This is a genomic window from Erwinia sp. S43 (assembly GCF_016624745.1).
Lineage (GTDB): Bacteria > Pseudomonadota > Gammaproteobacteria > Enterobacterales > Enterobacteriaceae > Erwinia > Erwinia coffeiphila.
In genome coordinates this window covers 46,687-62,910 of record NZ_JACVTX010000030.1, presented here as the reverse complement: position 1 = coordinate 62,910, position 16,224 = coordinate 46,687, and the positions used below count along the sequence as shown (strand labels likewise).

Genomic DNA, 16,224 nt, shown 5'->3' with positions numbered 1-16,224 from the left:
CAAAAACACCCACAACCCCCCCCCCCCCCCCCCCCCCCCCGGGCCGCCCCCGCCACTTTCCCGACATCGTTCCTTCCCGTATTCACTTCTCCCGCACCCGGTAATCCACCAATCTGACAATTCACCAATTCACCAATCCACCAATCCACCAATCCACCAATCCACCAATCCACCAATCTGACAATCTGACAATCTGACAAGATAGCCAATAAGCCAACAAGCTGACAGCCTCATAGCCTGGCAACCTGGCCTGATTCACCCCGATCGCAGCAATCTCCCAATCTGATACAAAGTTTGCGGCAAGCCTTCCGTTATTACCTGTGACAGCCCGCTGGTCACTGGGCTACTATAGCGGTAGATAACGGGGCCGATCATCGGGCAGAGTTAACCGATTGATTTTACATCGCTAGTCGCTGCACGATTGCGCGTTATTTTGAGCAACACCGTGATACCAACGAAAACAACAAAATCACATTACACTTTAAATTCAATGGATTAATCAAACCATGTCCGTGACTGACAACAAGAATTTCGATTCCCATACTCCCATGATGCAGCAGTACCTGCGGCTGAAAGCAGAACATCCGGAAATTTTGATGTTCTACCGTATGGGTGACTTCTATGAGCTGTTTTACGACGATGCCAAACGTGCTTCTCAGCTACTGGAAATCTCGCTGACTAAACGCGGTGCCTCCGCCGGAGAACCGATCCCGATGGCGGGCGTGCCCTATCACGCCGTGGAAAACTATCTGGCGAAGCTGGTACAGCTGGGCGAATCCGTCGCGATCTGCGAGCAGGTCGGCGATCCGGCGCTGAGCAAAGGCCCGGTCGAGCGTAAAGTGGTGCGCATTGTCACCCCGGGAACGATCAGCGATGAAGCCCTGCTGCAGGAGCGCCAGGATAATCTGTTGGCGGCCATCTGGCAAAGCGCACGTGGGTTTGGTTACGCCACGCTGGATATCAGTTCCGGCCGTTTCCGTGTGGCAGAGCCGGACGATCAGGAAACGATGGCCGCTGAGCTACAGCGCTCTAACCCGGCCGAGCTGCTGTACCCGGAAGACTTCCCGTCGATGGCGCTGATTGAAAACCGCCGCGGCCTGCGCCGCCGTCCTCTGTGGGAGTTTGAGCTGGATACCGCTCGTCAGCAGCTCAACCTGCAGTTCGCCACCCGCGATCTCAGCGGTTTCGGCGTGGAGCAGGCACATCAGGCGCTGCGTGCTGCAGGCTGTCTGTTGCAGTACGTGAAAGATACCCAGCGCACCTCGCTGCCGCATATCCGTTCGCTGACCATGGAGCGCCAGCAGGACAGCATCATTATGGATGCAGCCACCCGTAGAAACCTTGAAATCACCCAGAATCTTTCCGGCGGCATTGAAAACACGCTGGCTTCGGTACTGGACAAAACCGTGACGCCAATGGGCAGCCGCATGCTGAAGCGCTGGCTGCACAGTCCGGTGCGCAATACCCAGGTCATTACCCAGCGTCAGCAAAGTATCGCCGCCCTGCAGGATCTCAACGATGAGCTTTCGCCGCTGCTGCGGCAGATCGGCGATCTTGAGCGAATTCTGGCACGTCTGGCGCTGCGCACCGCCCGCCCGCGCGATCTGGCCCGCATGCGCCACGCCTTCCAGCAGCTACCGCAGCTGAATGAGGTACTGGAAAATAATCAAACCGGCCATCTGCAAACACTGCGTAGCCAGATGGGTGAGTTTGCCGAACTACGTGAGCTGCTGGAGCGTGCAATTATCGAAACCCCGCCGGTGCTGGTGCGCGACGGTGGCGTCATTGCGCCTGGCTATAACGAAGAGCTGGATGAATGGCGGGCGCTGGCCGACGGCGCGACCGACTACCTTGACCGGCTGGAAATCCGCGAGCGTGAAAAGCTCGGCCTGGACACGCTGAAGGTCGGATTCAATGCCATTCACGGTTACTACATTCAGGTCAGCCGTGGTCAGAGCCATCAGGTGCCAATCCACTATGTTCGCCGCCAGACGCTGAAAAACGCCGAACGCTATATCATTCCCGAGCTGAAGGAATATGAAGACAAAGTTCTGACGTCCAAAGGCAAAGCGCTGACGCTGGAAAAAGCGCTGTATGAGCAGCTGTTCGATATGCTGCTGCCGCACCTGGAAGCGTTACAGGTGAGCGCCGCTGCGCTGGCCGAGCTGGACGTGCTGAGCAACCTGGCCGAACGCGCATGGACGCTGAACTACAGCTGCCCAACGCTGAGCGATAAAGCAGGGATTAAGCTGACCGGCGGGCGCCATCCGGTGGTTGAACAGGTACTGAAAGAACCGTTTATCGCCAACCCGCTATCGCTTTCACCGCAGCGCCGCATGCTGATCGTTACCGGCCCGAATATGGGCGGTAAAAGTACCTATATGCGCCAGGCCGCGCTGATCACGCTGATGGCCTGTATCGGCAGCTTCGTTCCGGCAGAGCAGGCGGTGATCGGCCCGGTAGATCGAATCTTTACCCGCGTTGGCGCAGCGGACGATCTGGCATCTGGCCGCTCCACTTTTATGGTGGAAATGACCGAAACCGCCAATATCCTGCACAACGCCACCGAGTACAGCCTGGTGCTGATGGACGAAATCGGCCGTGGAACCTCCACCTACGACGGCCTGTCGCTGGCCTGGGCCTGCGCGGAAAGCCTGGCTACCCGCATTAAGGCGATGACGCTGTTTGCCACCCACTATTTCGAGCTGACCACCTTACCGGATCAGATTGAAGGCGTGGCTAACGTTCATCTTGATGCCGTTGAGCACGGCGATACCATCGCCTTTATGCACAGCGTGCAGGATGGGGCAGCCAGCAAAAGCTACGGGCTGGCGGTCGCCGCGCTGGCGGGCGTGCCGAAGGACGTGATTAAGCGTGCGCGGCAGAAGCTGAAAGAGCTTGAAGCCCTTTCCGGCAGTGCCGCCGCCACTAAAGCCGATGGTTCACAGCTGCCGCTGCTGGTGGAAGAAACATCCCCCGCCGTTGAGGCACTGGAAGCGCTCGATCCCGACTCGCTTTCCCCTCGCCAGGCGCTGGAATGGATTTACCGCCTGAAATCACTGGTTTAATCCGGCATTAACAGGCTCTGGTTGATAGCTGCTGAAAGGCCCGCTTCTTAGCGGGTCCTGGCAGAAATCAAAAGGGGCTTTAAGCGCCCGCTCACAGCGATAAGCCTGAGGGAACTGCCTTCTGGCTGGGTTGCAACGTATAAAAAAACGGGCTGGTAGATTCCAGCCCGTTTTATATTTCACCGTTTATTTTCAGCGGCGGTTACGCACCAGCTGATAGCGACGGGTGAGGTACTCGACCGGCGCGCTCCAGATATGCACCAGGCGGCAGAACGGGAACAGCAGGAACAGCGTCATACCCAGCACCATATGCACGCGGTAGATAAAGGCCACGCCCTCCAGATGCTGCGATGCGCCACCGTGGAAGGTCACCACCGCCTGCGCCCAGCCCACCAGCTTCATCATTTCTAACCCATCCGCATGCTGCGCCGAGAATGGAATAGTTAACAGCCCCAGTGCAGCCTGAACCACCAGCAGCGTCAGGATCATAATGTCAGCAAAGCTGCTGGTTGCACGCACGCGCACGTTAGTCAGTCGGCGCTTGAGCAGCAGACCGCCACCGATCAGCGTCATCGCCCCACAGATCCCCCCGGCAATCATCGCCAGCTGTTGCTTGGCAGCGATGGGCAGGAAGGACTGATAAACCCAGTGTGGCGTCAGCAGGCCAACGATATGACCAAAGAAGATACCGAGTATCCCAATATGGAACAGGTTAGAGGCAAACCTCATCCCCTTCTTACTCAGCATCTGACTTGAACCCGCCCGCCAGCTGTACTGACCGTAATCGTAGCGCAGCCAGCTTCCTACCAGAAATACCGTACCGGCCAGATAGGGGTAGATATCGAAAAAGAACATATTTAAAAATTGCATAACCTACTCTCCCCTTGGCTGGCTGAGTGTCGAAACGTCGAGGTACTGCGGAGTGACGGCCCCCGCGAAGCGGCGCTGATGTGTGGCCGTACAGCCTTCACCCTGTGGATTCATGCGGGCAATAAAGGACACCTGCTCTTCTTCCCACACCGCGTCAAGCGCCTGCGGCGTGTCGTCCCGCGTTTCACCCGCAACCTGCGACTGCAACGACTCAGGGCTGGCGCTGCTGCCGGACAGATCCAACAGCAGGGGGAATAGCTGAGCATAAGGGCTGCCACGCTGTTCAAGACGAGCACCCAGTAGAGCAAGAATAGGCGCAACGTCCTGCAGGCCCTGACGAACGCGGGCCAGCCCACCCTGCGCCAGATATTCCAGATAAAGCGGCAGATGATCCGGCAGTTCTCGGGCATCCAGCTCCAGGCCGTCAGCACGGTACTGATCCAACAGATCGACCATAGCCTGTCCGCGATCGCGGGATTCACCGTGTACATGTTCAAACAGCAGCAGCGACGTTGCACGGCCGCGATCGAACAGCTCACAGTAGTCGGATTGCAGATCCAGCAGCGGCCGCGCTGCACAGTGGCGGATAAACTCCGCCAGCATCGCTTTTTGTTCACCGCTGAGTTCATCCGCTTCCTGCAGGGCTGCCTGCAGCTCTTCCTGATGATCGAAGAGTTCCTGCTCCGGGTAATCCAGCAGGCGGGCGATAAGACGTATCGCAATCATGATGCATCTTCCTCCCGCTTAGTTTTGATCGACACGTCAATCGCATCGATGCGGCGGCTGTTAAACAGATTGAACTTCACGTCGCTGCCGTGGCAGCCGTCGCCGAAGCTGAAGCCACAGCCCTTACTTTCAGGGAAGGCTTCACGCGCCTGCTCGCGGTGGCTGGACGGGATCACAAAGCGGTCTTCGTAGTTGGCGATCGCCAGATAGCGATACATCTCCTGCGCCTGCGCCTCGGTCAGCCCCACCTGCTCCAGCGCGCTGACGTCATGAACGCCGTCAACGGTTTCGGCACGCTTGTAGTGACGCATTGCCAGCATGCGTTTCAACGCCAGCAATACCGGTGCGGTATCGCCAGCCGTCAGCAGGTTAGCGAGGTACTGCACCGGAATACGCAGGCTTTCCACATCCGGCAGCACGCCGTTATGGCCCAGCTGCCCCGCATCCGCCACTGACTGAATTGGCGACAGCGGCGGCACGTACCATACCATCGGTAGTGTGCGATATTCCGGGTGCAGCGGCAGCGCCAGCTTCCAGTCCATCGCCATTTTGTACACCGGTGAACGCTGTGCCGCGTCGATCACACTCTGCGGCACGCCGTCTTTCAGTGCCTGCTCAATAACCGCCGGATCGTTCGGGTCGAGGAAAACATCCAGCTGACTCTGGTAGAGATCTTTTTCATTCTCCACCGAAGCGGCCTGCTCAATACGGTCGGCGTCATACAGCAGTACACCGAGGTAGCGGATACGGCCCACGCAGGTTTCTGAACATACGGTCGGCGCGCCCGATTCGATGCGCGGATAGCAGAAAATACATTTTTCCGACTTGCCGCTTTTCCAGTTGAAGTAGATCTTCTTATAAGGGCAGCCGGTCAGGCACATGCGCCAGCCGCGGCATTTGTCCTGATCGATCAGCACAATGCCATCTTCGCCGCGCTTGTAGATCGCACCGCTAGGACAGGTCGCCACGCACGCCGGGTTCAGGCAGTGTTCGCACAGGCGCGGCAGATACATCATGAAGGTGTTTTCGAACTGGCCGTACATCTCCTTCTGGATATGCGCAAAGTTGGCATCTTTCGAACGCTTGCTGAACTCGCCGCCGAGAATTTCTTCCCAGTTAGGACCGTTCTCAATTTTCTTCATCCGTTCGCCGGTGATCAGCGAGCGCGGACGGGCAATCGGCTGGTGCTTACCGGCCGGTGCGTTATGCAGATGCTGATAGTCGAAATCAAACGGCTCATAGTAATCGTCCAGTTCCGGTACGTGCGGGTTGGCAAAGATTTTCGACAGCACGCCAACGCGGCTCCCCATACGGGGCTCCAGCTTGCCGTTAATTTTACGGATCCAGCCGCCCTTCCACTTCTCCTGATCTTCCCACGCATGAGGGAAGCCTACGCCCGGTTTGCTTTCAACGTTATTGAACCAGGCGTACTCCATCCCTTCCCGGCTGGTCCAGACGTTTTTACAGGTTACTGAGCAGGTATGGCAGCCGATGCATTTGTCGAGATTCAATACCATCCCGACCTGTGAACGAATTTTCATTTAGCGACCTCCTGCTGGCTGCCCTGGCAATCGTCGTTGCCTTCGCCATCTAACCAGTTAATATTATTCATTTTTCTGACTATGACGAACTCATCGCGGTTAGAGCCGACGGTACCGTAATAGTTAAAGCCGTAGGACTGATGCGCGTAGCCGCCAATCATGTGCGTCGGTTTCGGGCAGACGCGCGTTACCGAGTTATGAATACCGCCACGCTGCTTCGTCGTTTCCGCACCAGGAATATTCACGATACGTTCCTGAGCGTGGTACATCATGGTCATGCCCGCAGGCACGCGCTGGCTGACCACGGCTCTGGCGGTCAGTGCACCGTTGGCGTTGAAGGCCTCGATCCAGTCGTTATCCTCAATACCTAACTGCTTAGCATCGTCCTCGCTCAGCCAGACAATCGGGCCACCGCGCGACAGCGTCAGCATCAACAGGTTTTCACTGTAGGTTGAGTGAATACCCCACTTCTGGTGCGGCGTGATGAAGTTCAGCGCCATTTCAGGATTACCGTTAGGCTTGCGGTTTATCAGCGGCTGTACGGTGCGCGTATCGATCGGCGGACGGTAGACCAGCAGGCTTTCGCCAAAGTCACGCATCCACTGATGATCCTGATACAGCTGCTGACGGCCGGTCAGCGTACGCCATGGGATCAGCTCGTGAACGTTGGTATAACCGGCGTTGTAAGACACATGCTCATCTTCCAGACCTGACCAGGTCGGGCTGGAGATAATTTTGCGCGGCTGTGCCTGGATATCGCGGAAGCGGATTTTTTCATCCTCTTTATTCAGCGCCAAATGGGTATGATCGCGCCCGGTAAATTCACCCAGCGCCTGCCAGGCCTTAACCGCAACCTGACCGTTGGTTTCCGGTGCCAGCGACAGAATGACTTCAGCCGCATCAATGGCACTGTCGATATTGGGTCGGCCCGCTGCCGGACCATCGGCCTTGACGTAGTTAAGCTTTTTGAGGAAATCGACTTCGGTCTGAGTATTCCAGCTGATGCCCTTACCGCCGTTGCCCAGCTTATCGAGCAGCGGTCCGAGGGAGGTAAAACGCTCATAGGTTGATGGGTAATCACGCTCCACCACCATCAGATGCGGGGCGGTTTTACCCGGGATCAGGTCGCATTCGCCTTTGTGCCAATCCTGCACGCCCAGCGGCTGTGCCAGCTCGGCGGCGGAGTCGTGCTGCATCGGCAGGGTCACCACGTCGGTTTCCACGCCAAGGTGGCCGACGCACAGCTCAGAGAAACGCTTCGCGATGCCCTTGTAAATTTCCCAGTCGCTGCGGGACTCCCAGGCCGGATCGACGGCGGCAGACAGCGGATGAATAAACGGATGCATATCCGAGGTATTCATATCGTCTTTTTCATACCAGGTTGCGGTTGGCAGTACGATATCGGAGTAGAGGCAGGTGCTCGACATACGGAAATCGAGCGTAACCACCAGGTCAAGCTTGCCCTTGCCAGGATTATCACGCCATTCCACTTCTTCCGGTTTCGCCGCACCCATTTCACCCAGATCGTCACCCAGCACGCCGCTATCGGTCCCCAGCAGGTACTTCAGCAGATACTCATGCCCCTTACCGGAAGAACCCAGCAGGTTAGAACGCCAGACAAAGAGGTTGCGTGGGAAGTTCTGCGGGTTGTCAGGCTGCTCGGCGGCAAAACGCACGGAACCATCCTTCAAACCGGCAACGGTGTAATCAACCGGGGAAACACCTGCTGCTTTTGCTTTTGCCGCAAGATGCAGTGGGTTAACGTTCAGCTGCGGAGCCGACGGCAGCCAGCCCATGCGCTCAGATCGCACGTTGAAGTCGATCAGGCTGCCGGTGTAGCGTGATTTATCCGCCAGCGGTGACAGCAGTTCCTCGGTTTGCAAGCTCTCATAGCGCCACTGGCTGGAGTGATTGTAGAAGAACGAGGTGCCGTTCATATGGCGCGGCGGGCGCTGCCAGTCAAGGCCAAAGGCCAGCGGCAGCCAGCCGGTCTGCGGACGCAGTTTTTCCTGACCAACATAGTGTGCCCAACCGCCGCCGCTCTGCCCGACGCAGCCGCAGAAGATCAGCATATTGATCAGGCCACGGTAGTTCATGTCCATGTGATACCAGTGGTTCAGACCGGCACCGACGATAATCATGGAGCGTCCACGCGTTTTTTCAGCGGTCTCGGCAAACTCACGCGCAATACGAATGGTATTCTGACCCGGTACGCCAGTGATCTGCTCAGCCCATGCCGGACTGTAGGCCTTCACCTCATCATAGGTTGCCGCACAGTTAGCATCATTCATGCCGCGCTCAACGCCGTAGTTCGCCAGCGTCAAATCGTAGACGCTGGTCACCAGTGCGGTACTACCGTCAGCCAGCTGCAGGCGCTTAACCGGCAGTTTGTGCAGCAGGATTTCATCCAGCGCGACGGTGTTAAAGTCCTGAACTTCGGTACCGCCAAAGTAAGGGAAACCGACATCAACGATGTCATCGTGCTTGTCCAGCAGGCTCAGCTGCAGCTCGACTTCCTGCTGATCTTTACCTTCGCGCTGTTCGAGGTTCCACTTGCCCTTCTCGCCCCAGCGGTAGCCAATCGATCCCTGCGGTGCAACCAGCTCACCGTTGGCTTCATTGATGGCAATGGTTTTCCACTGCGGGTTATTTTCCTGGCCCAGGCCATCAACCAGATCGCTGGCACGCAGCATACGTCCGGCAGCGTAATAGCCACCGTCGCGCGGCTCCAGCATCACCAGCATCGGCATATCGGTGTAGGTGCGAACATAGTTACGGAAGTATTCCACCTGGCGCTGCTGGTGGAACTCGGTCAGCATAACGTGGCCCATCGCCATCGCCAGCGCGCTGTCGGTGCCCTGCTTAGGCGCAAGCCACTGATCGCAAAGCTTGGCGATTTCGGCATAGTCCGGCGTAATGGCGACGGTTTTGGTACCTTTGTAGCGGACTTCAGTGAAGAAGTGCGCATCCGGCGTACGGGTCTGCGGAACGTTGCTGCCCCACGCCATGATGTAGGAAGAGTTATACCAGTCGGCGGACTCGGGAACGTCTGTCTGCTCACCCCAGGTCATTGGCGATGCCGGAGGCAGGTCACAGTACCAGTCATAGAAGCTCAGACAGGTGCCGCCAATCAGTGACAGGTAACGCGAACCCGAGGCGTAGGAAACCATCGACATCGCCGGAATAGGCGAAAAACCAATAATACGGTCAGGCCCGAAGGTTTTCGCGGTATAGACGTTAGCCGCAGCAATCAGTTCATTGACCTCCTGCCAGCTTGAACGCACGAAACCACCGCGCCCGCGTGCCGCTTTATAGCTGGTAGCCTGCTCAGCATCTTCCACGATCGACTGCCATGCCAGTACCGGATCGCTATGGCGGGCTTTCGCTTTGCGCCAGAGCGTAATCAGGCTCTTACGCATCAGGGGGTACTTCAAGCGGTTAGCGCTGTATAAATACCAGGAATAGCTGGCTCCGCGGGGACAGCCGCGAGGCTCGTGGTTAGGCAAATCCGGGCGGGTGCGCGGATAGTCGGTCTGCTGGGTTTCCCAGGTGACCAGGCCATTTTTCACATAGATTTTCCAGCTGCATGAACCGGTACAGTTAACTCCGTGCGTGGAGCGAACGATTTTGTCATGCTGCCAGCGGCTGCGATAACCATCCTCCCAGTCACGGTTGGTGTTCAGGGTTTGCCCGTGATCGCCGGAGAAGGGTTCTGCCAGCTGTTTAAAATAGCGTAAACGATCCAGAAATTTGCTCATACGACATGCTCCAAAAAGGAATTATTTTTTATCGCGCTTAGTTATTTTTTTTACGGCCGTAAACCAGCCAGGTAATCGCGATACAAGCCAGGTAAAACACTAAAAACACTTTCATTGCACCGGCTGGCGATCCGCTCATGCTCAGCGAAATGCCGAAGGTTTGTGGAATAAAGAAGCCGCCCAGCGCACCAATTGCCGAGATAAAGCCTAATGCGGCACTGGTTTCGGTCACCGCCTCACGCTGCGCGGTTTCATCGCTACCGCCGGCGGCTTTGACACGATCGATAGTCAGTTTGCGGAAGACCACGGCGATCATCTGGAAGGTCGATCCGCTGCCTAATCCGGCAGCGAAGAACAGCACCATAAACACACCGTAGAAGGCGATAAACGAGCCAGAGCTTGTTTCATTCGGCAGAGTAAGGAAGACCAGAGCGGTGAATATCGCCATCAGGATGAAGGTAAACAGCGAAACGCGAACGCCGCCCAGACGGTCAGAAATAATGCCGCCGGCAGAACGCGCCAGCGCGCCAATAAACGGACCGAAGAAGGCATATTTCATGATGGCGACATCGGGGAACTGGGTTTTGGACAGCATGGCAAAACCAGCAGAAAAACCGATGAAAGAGCCGAACGCGGCCAGATAGAGCAGTGAGAGCATCCACAAATGACCACGTTTAAGCACCGGTAGCTGCTCGCTCAGCGAGGATTTTGCTGCAGCCAGATCGTTCATGCCGAACCAGGCAGCAATCGTGGCGATAAACAGCAGCGGCACCCAAATCCAGGCCGCATTTTCCAGCCAGATCCCGCTGTTACCAGTTGAACCACCGTCGTTGAAAAAACCAAAGATAGCCATCGAAATTGCCAGCGGAGCCAGCAGCTGCATGACGCTAACACCCAGGTTGCCCAATCCGCCGTTGACGCCGAGCGCGCCGCCCTGCATTGATTTCGGGAAGAAGAAGCTGATATTCCCCATACTTGACGCAAAGTTAGCGCCGGCAAAGCCGCACAGCAGAGAAATAATCACAAAAATAGTAAACGGCGTTTCAGGGTTCTGCACCGCAAAGCCCAGCCAGATGCAGGGAAGCAGTAAAAAGCAGGTGCTGAAAGTCGTCCAGCGACGGCCGCCAAAAAGAGGGATCACAAAGGAGTAAGGCACGCGCAGGATGGCACCGGACACGGAAGGCAGTGCAGTCAGCAGAAAAAGCTGGTCGGTGGTAAAGTTAAAGCCAACCTTATTCAGGTTCACGGCGACGGCGCTGAACAGCATCCAGACGCAGAAAGAGAGCATCAGGCAGAAGACTGAGATCCACAGGTTACGGTTGGCAATTCGCTTTCCCGTGGCCGCCCAGAACTGGGCATTTTCGGGCTGCCAGTTCTCAATGACTGCACTACCTTTCTTTCCTGGTGAAGGGGATGATTGGGACATATTCTTCTCTGTGGTGTTGTTTATGATGGCACCATCCTGAGTAGTAATGCCCCAGATCGAATTGACGTATATCAACGAGCCTGCAGGTGGCGACACGCCGAGGCACAGGATTACCTCTAAAGAGGGGTAGAGAAAACAAAAAATAAAAACAATAAAATCAATTAGTTATTCAAAAATCAAAGTGATTACCTGGCGTTATCATATAATCAAGATATTAAGTATTACCTCAAAAGAGGTATGGGTATTCTCTCTTCAATGAAAGACAATAGTATCAACCACTGTATATTCAGCCGTTTTACACAATTAACCCCCCGGAATAATGGATGACTAAAAACCCTGCTCCCGCGACCGTTCTGCTGATTGACGATCACCCGATGATTCGTACCGGACTGAAACAACTGATCGGCATGGACGATCGTCTGAAGGTGATTGGCGAGGCAGGCAATGGTGCGGAAGGTGTACTGCTGGCGGAAAAAAATGACTACGATCTGATCCTGCTGGATCTGCATATGCCAGGAATGAATGGTCTGGAAACGCTGGAACAACTGCGCGCGATAGACGCCCGCGGCCGCATCGTGGTATTTAGCGTTTCAGATTATGAAGATGATGTCGTACGCGCACTCAAGCGGGGTGCCGATGGTTATCTGCTCAAGGATATGGAGCCCGAAGCGTTGCTGAACTCGCTGCACCGCGCTGCCGCCGGGGAAATGGTGCTGAGCGAGACATTACCACCGCTGTTGGCTGCCAGCCTCCGCCAGCAGCGACCAAAAGAAGTGCCGGATATTGAACAGCTTACCGCCCGCGAACGCGATATCCTTAAACTGATTGCAATGGGAATGAGTAATAAACTGATAGCGCGCCGCCTGTGCATCAGTGAAAGCACAGTGAAGGTACACGTTAAGCATTTGCTGAAGAAACTACAGATGAAATCGCGGGTTGAGGCGGCAGTCTGGTCGTTGCAAAACGGCTATAGCTAAAAAGAAGGCAATAAAAAAGCGACGATCGGAGATCGTCGCTTTTCGCATTAACTCAGTCAGCAGTTTCGCGATTATTCGCGGAACAGCGCTTCAATATTCAGTCCCTGTGCCTGCAGAATTTCGCGCAGACGACGAAGACCTTCAACCTGAATCTGGCGAACACGCTCGCGGGTCAGACCAATTTCGCGACCCACATCTTCCAGCGTGGCCGCTTCATAGCCTAACAGGCCGAAACGACGTGCCAGCACTTCACGCTGCTTGGCGTTCAGTTCGAACAGCCATTTGACGATGCTTTGCTTCATATCATCGTCCTGGGTGGTATCTTCCGGACCGTTATCTTTCTCGTCGGCCAGAATATCCAGCAGCGCTTTCTCAGAATCTCCGCCCAGCGGCGTATCAACTGAGGTAATGCGTTCGTTGAGGCGCAGCATCCGGCTTACGTCATCAACAGGTTTGTCTAACTGCTCGGCAATCTCTTCCGCACTGGGCTCATGATCGAGCTTATGGGAAAGTTCACGCGCGGTGCGCAGATAAACGTTCAGCTCTTTCACGATGTGAATCGGCAGGCGGATGGTACGGGTTTGATTCATGATCGCCCGTTCAATCGTCTGACGAATCCACCAGGTGGCATACGTGGAGAAACGGAACCCTCTTTCCGGGTCAAACTTCTCAACGGCGCGGATCAAACCGAGGTTACCTTCTTCAATCAGATCCAGCAGCGCCAGACCACGATTGCTGTAACGACGGGCGATTTTCACCACCAGACGCAGATTGCTTTCAATCATTCGGCGACGTGAAGGAATGTCGCCACGAAGCGCCCGGCGGGCAAAGAAAACTTCTTCTTCCGCCGTTAACAGTGGGGAATAACCAATCTCCCCAAGATAGAGCTGTGTTGCATCGAGCACACGCTGTGTGGCCCCCTGCGACAGCAGTTCTTCTTCTGCTAAATCGTTATCACCAGGTTCATTTCCGACAAGAGCCTTCTCATCAAAAACCTCAGCTCCGTTTTCGTCGAATTCCGCATCTTCATTTAACTCATTAACTTTCAGCGTATTCTGGCTCATAAGCGGCTCCTACCCGTGATTCCAGGGCAGAACACCAAGGTTCTGCCGGTTATCGCTGCGGTAAATAACGCAACGGGTTTACGGATTTCCCCTTGTAACGAATTTCAAAGTGCAATCTAACCGAACTCGTGCCGGTACTGCCCATGGTGGCTATTTTCTGACCCGCTTTAACCTCTTGTTGTTCACGGACCAGCATAGTGTCGTTATGGGCATAAGCACTCAGGTAGTCATCATTATGTTTGATGATTATCAGATTACCGTAACCGCGCAGCGCATTCCCGGCATATACCACCCTGCCTGAAGCGGTGGATACAACGGACTGACCACGTGAACCCGCGATATCGATACCTTTATTGCCTCCTTCGGAAGCAGAGAAGTTATCAATGATCTTACCATCTGTCGGCCAACGCCAGCTTCCCACTGGGGTTGCGCTGTCCGTTGTACTGCTGACGGTCGGGGCGGTAACCGGCGCTGTTGTCGTTGCAACAGTTGTGCCGGATGAAGGCAGCATTTTGCCTCCACTTCCTCCACTTGGAGTACCTGAATCCTCAGAATACGTAATAACCGGTTGCCGTGCAACAGGTGTTGGCTTCATTTGTGTACTGGAAGGAGGAGTCGTTACGCCACCCGCAGTCGCATCGGCAACCGTGATTGCATTACCACCGGTAATCGGCGTACCGCCGCCGTTGCCAACCTGAATTTGCTGGCCAACGTTGAGCCCGTAAGGGGCAGGGATATTATTGCGCTGCGCCAAATCGCGGAAATCATTGCCGGTAATCCACGCAATATAGAACAGAGTATCGCCACGCTTAACGGTATAAGTATCACCGCTATAGCTCCCTTTCGGAATGTTCCCATAACTGCGGTTGTAAACAATGCGCCCGTTTTCCGTCACCACGTTCGGTGAAGAAGAAGAGGAGGAGGAGGAAAGCATTCCACCATTTGAAGACGACGGCGGGCGCGCGGGAATAAAACCACCGCCGCCCCCGCCACCTGAATTACTCAGCATGCCTGAATCATTACCGCCAACTGAACTGATGGGAGCCTGCGTATTATCGCTGGAACAACCTGCCAGCCAAAAACCTATCAATGAAACGGCCGCAATACGGCGCAACTTAAAAACCGGGCTTCCAGTGCTCATTCTTCCCCCATTACGGCAATGCTTATTAAAGACAGAACTGCGGCCGGGCTGTTGGTTTACAGCATCTTGTGTCAGCCCGCGCGAATTATTCAGATACTAGCAATATCAACCACAACGTGCCATGCCAGTTGTATTAATCTTTATTAGCGACTCACTTCAGGCCAGATCGCCCTGCACCAGGGGAACAAAGCGAACCGGTTCGATGGTTTCAACCACAAACTCACCTCCCCGGCGGCGAATGCGCTGTAAAACCTGCTGCTCTTCCCCCACGGGTAGAACCATAATGCCCCCCTCGTCCAGCTGCGCCAGTAAAGCATCCGGTATTTCCGGCGGAGCAGCCGTCACAATAATCGCGTCGAAGGGCCCGCGAGAACGCCAGCCAAGCCAGCCGTCGCCATGGCGGGTCGAAACATTATGCAAATCAAGCTGCTTCAGTCGGCGCTTGGCCTGCCACTGCAAACCTTTTATGCGCTCGACAGAACACACATGCTCCACCAGATGCGCCAGAATCGCCGTCTGATAGCCGGAACCGGTACCGATTTCCAGCACGCGCGACTGCGGGGTGAGCTCCAGCAGCTCGGTCATTCTGGCCACCATGTAGGGCTGAGAAATAGTCTGTCCGGAACCAATAGGCAGCGCCATATTGTCCCAGGCTTTATGCTCAAAGGCCTCATCAATGAAACGTTCGCGCGGCACATCTTCTATCGCCTGCAGCAATCGTTCATCGTTAATACCCTGCTTTCTCAGCAGTGTAAGCAGCGTATCGATCCGGCCGCCGCTTACCATTGTTGGTCAACCTCAACGCGTGACAGCCAGGAAGATACAACCTCCTGCGCCGCATGGGCGGTCAAGTCGACATGAAGAGCGGTCACCGAAACATAGCCCTCATCAACCGCAGCAAAATCGGTACCCGGGCCTGCATCCAGCTTGTCGCCCGGAGGCCCAATCCAGTACATGGTATTGCCTCTTGGGTCCTGTTGCTGAATCGCCCTGTCGCTGGGATGGCGGCTGCCGCAGCGCGTCACCCGGATACCTTTAATCTGCTCCAGCGGCAAATCGGGAACATTAATATTAAGAATGCGGCCCGTGCGCAGCGGTTCACGCTCCAGCGCACGTAGAATTGAGCAGGTCACCGCCGCTGCGGTTTCATAATGCTGGTGCCCGTCCAGCGACACCGCCAAAGCAGGAAGTCCCAGATGACGCCCTTCCATCGCCGCCGCAACGGTTCCTGAGTAAATAACATCATCACCGAGGTTCGGCCCGGCGTTGATTCCGGAGACCACAATATCCGGCTTGGGGCGCATCAGGGTATTGACCCCGAGGTAAACACAGTCAGTCGGCGTTCCCATCTGCACGGCAATATCACCGTTGGGATAATCAAATGTGCGCAGTGGTGTTTCCAGCGTCAGCGAGTTTGACGCCCCGCTGCGGTTACGATCGGGAGCAACAACCTGGACCTCAGCAAACTGGCGCAGCGCCTTTGCCAGCGCCTGAATACCTGGCGCATGGATACCATCGTCGTTACTCAGCAAAATTCGCATTTAACACCTAACCTGTTGATAATTTTTGTTCGCCCGATTCCGACAGCAGGGATAACTGACCGCTGTGCGTATGAAAAATACGCGGAATAAAGGGCGTGGCTGGAAGCCATTT

11 protein-coding genes are annotated in these 16,224 nt (G+C 55.6%); 2 read left to right on the top strand and 9 right to left on the bottom strand.

Features of this window, described 5'->3' with window-relative positions; genetic code table 11:
- The first annotated feature begins 506 nt into the window (after positions 1-506).
- On the top strand, positions 507-3,068 hold the full coding sequence (gene mutS / locus IBT47_RS23550; protein ID WP_200563410.1) for a DNA mismatch repair protein MutS: 2,562 nt from the start codon (positions 507-509) through the stop codon (positions 3,066-3,068).
- A 192-nt stretch (positions 3,069-3,260) separates the two neighbouring features.
- Here the strand turns inward: mutS and narI are convergent, their stop codons facing one another.
- The 5 genes from narI to IBT47_RS23525 are packed head-to-tail and all read right to left on the bottom strand — an operon-like array spanning position 3,261 to position 11,389.
- On the bottom strand, positions 3,261-3,938 hold the full coding sequence (gene narI / locus IBT47_RS23545; protein WP_200563408.1) for a respiratory nitrate reductase subunit gamma: 678 nt from the start codon (positions 3,936-3,938) through the stop codon (positions 3,261-3,263).
- 3 nt (positions 3,939-3,941) lie between these two features.
- Positions 3,942-4,664 (bottom strand): nitrate reductase molybdenum cofactor assembly chaperone, encoded by a 723-nt coding sequence (gene narJ / locus IBT47_RS23540; RefSeq protein ID WP_200547021.1) that lies wholly within the window; start codon positions 4,662-4,664, stop codon positions 3,942-3,944.
- A complete protein-coding gene (narH, locus tag IBT47_RS23535; protein ID WP_200563406.1) occupies positions 4,661-6,205 on the bottom strand; it encodes a nitrate reductase subunit beta in 1,545 nt (514 codons plus the stop codon). The genes narJ and narH overlap by 4 nt, the downstream gene beginning before the upstream one ends.
- Positions 6,202-9,963 (bottom strand): nitrate reductase subunit alpha, encoded by a 3,762-nt coding sequence (locus IBT47_RS23530; protein ID WP_200563404.1) that lies wholly within the window; start codon positions 9,961-9,963, stop codon positions 6,202-6,204. The genes narH and IBT47_RS23530 overlap by 4 nt, the downstream gene beginning before the upstream one ends.
- Before the next feature lie 37 nt (positions 9,964-10,000).
- Positions 10,001-11,389 (bottom strand): NarK family nitrate/nitrite MFS transporter, encoded by a 1,389-nt coding sequence (locus tag IBT47_RS23525; RefSeq protein ID WP_200563402.1) that lies wholly within the window; start codon positions 11,387-11,389, stop codon positions 10,001-10,003.
- A 323-nt stretch (positions 11,390-11,712) separates the two neighbouring features.
- On the opposite strand from IBT47_RS23525, the gene narL reads away from it, so the two are divergent.
- Positions 11,713-12,366 (top strand): two-component system response regulator NarL, encoded by a 654-nt coding sequence (gene narL / locus IBT47_RS23520; RefSeq protein ID WP_105593957.1) that lies wholly within the window; start codon positions 11,713-11,715, stop codon positions 12,364-12,366.
- Positions 12,367-12,437: 71 nt separating this feature from the next.
- Here the strand turns inward: narL and rpoS are convergent, their stop codons facing one another.
- From rpoS to surE, 4 genes are all read right to left on the bottom strand, one after another.
- Positions 12,438-13,430, bottom strand: coding sequence for an RNA polymerase sigma factor RpoS (gene rpoS, locus IBT47_RS23515; protein WP_105593956.1), 993 nt, complete (start codon positions 13,428-13,430; stop codon positions 12,438-12,440).
- A 49-nt stretch (positions 13,431-13,479) separates the two neighbouring features.
- Positions 13,480-14,571 carry a murein hydrolase activator NlpD gene (nlpD, locus tag IBT47_RS23510; RefSeq protein WP_200563400.1) on the bottom strand — a complete coding sequence of 364 codons (1,092 nt, stop codon included), beginning with the start codon at positions 14,569-14,571 and terminating at the stop codon, positions 13,480-13,482.
- Between the two features lie 156 nt (positions 14,572-14,727).
- A complete protein-coding gene (locus tag IBT47_RS23505) occupies positions 14,728-15,357 on the bottom strand; it encodes a protein-L-isoaspartate(D-aspartate) O-methyltransferase (RefSeq protein WP_200563398.1) in 630 nt (209 codons plus the stop codon).
- Positions 15,351-16,112 carry a 5'/3'-nucleotidase SurE gene (gene surE / locus IBT47_RS23500; RefSeq protein ID WP_200547026.1) on the bottom strand — a complete coding sequence of 254 codons (762 nt, stop codon included), beginning with the start codon at positions 16,110-16,112 and terminating at the stop codon, positions 15,351-15,353. Before surE ends, IBT47_RS23505 begins: the two co-directional genes overlap by 7 nt.
- Positions 16,113-16,224: the final 112 nt, after the last annotated feature.

Bases quoted from the DNA above. Each gene is read 5' to 3' on its own strand.
- mutS (WP_200563410.1), top strand. From the start codon at position 507: ATGTCCGTGACTGACAACAAGAATTTCGATTCCCATACTCCCATGATG.
- narI (WP_200563408.1), bottom strand. From the start codon at position 3,938: ATGCAATTTTTAAATATGTTCTTTTTCGATATCTACCCCTATCTGGCC.
- narJ (WP_200547021.1), bottom strand. From the start codon at position 4,664: ATGATTGCGATACGTCTTATCGCCCGCCTGCTGGATTACCCGGAGCAG.
- narH (WP_200563406.1), bottom strand. From the start codon at position 6,205: ATGAAAATTCGTTCACAGGTCGGGATGGTATTGAATCTCGACAAATGC.
- IBT47_RS23530 (WP_200563404.1), bottom strand. From the start codon at position 9,963: ATGAGCAAATTTCTGGATCGTTTACGCTATTTTAAACAGCTGGCAGAA.
- IBT47_RS23525 (WP_200563402.1), bottom strand. From the start codon at position 11,389: ATGTCCCAATCATCCCCTTCACCAGGAAAGAAAGGTAGTGCAGTCATT.
- narL (WP_105593957.1), top strand. From the start codon at position 11,713: ATGACTAAAAACCCTGCTCCCGCGACCGTTCTGCTGATTGACGATCAC.
- rpoS (WP_105593956.1), bottom strand. From the start codon at position 13,430: ATGAGCCAGAATACGCTGAAAGTTAATGAGTTAAATGAAGATGCGGAA.
- nlpD (WP_200563400.1), bottom strand. From the start codon at position 14,571: ATGAGCACTGGAAGCCCGGTTTTTAAGTTGCGCCGTATTGCGGCCGTT.
- IBT47_RS23505 (WP_200563398.1), bottom strand. From the start codon at position 15,357: ATGGTAAGCGGCGGCCGGATCGATACGCTGCTTACACTGCTGAGAAAG.
- surE (WP_200547026.1), bottom strand. From the start codon at position 16,112: ATGCGAATTTTGCTGAGTAACGACGATGGTATCCATGCGCCAGGTATT.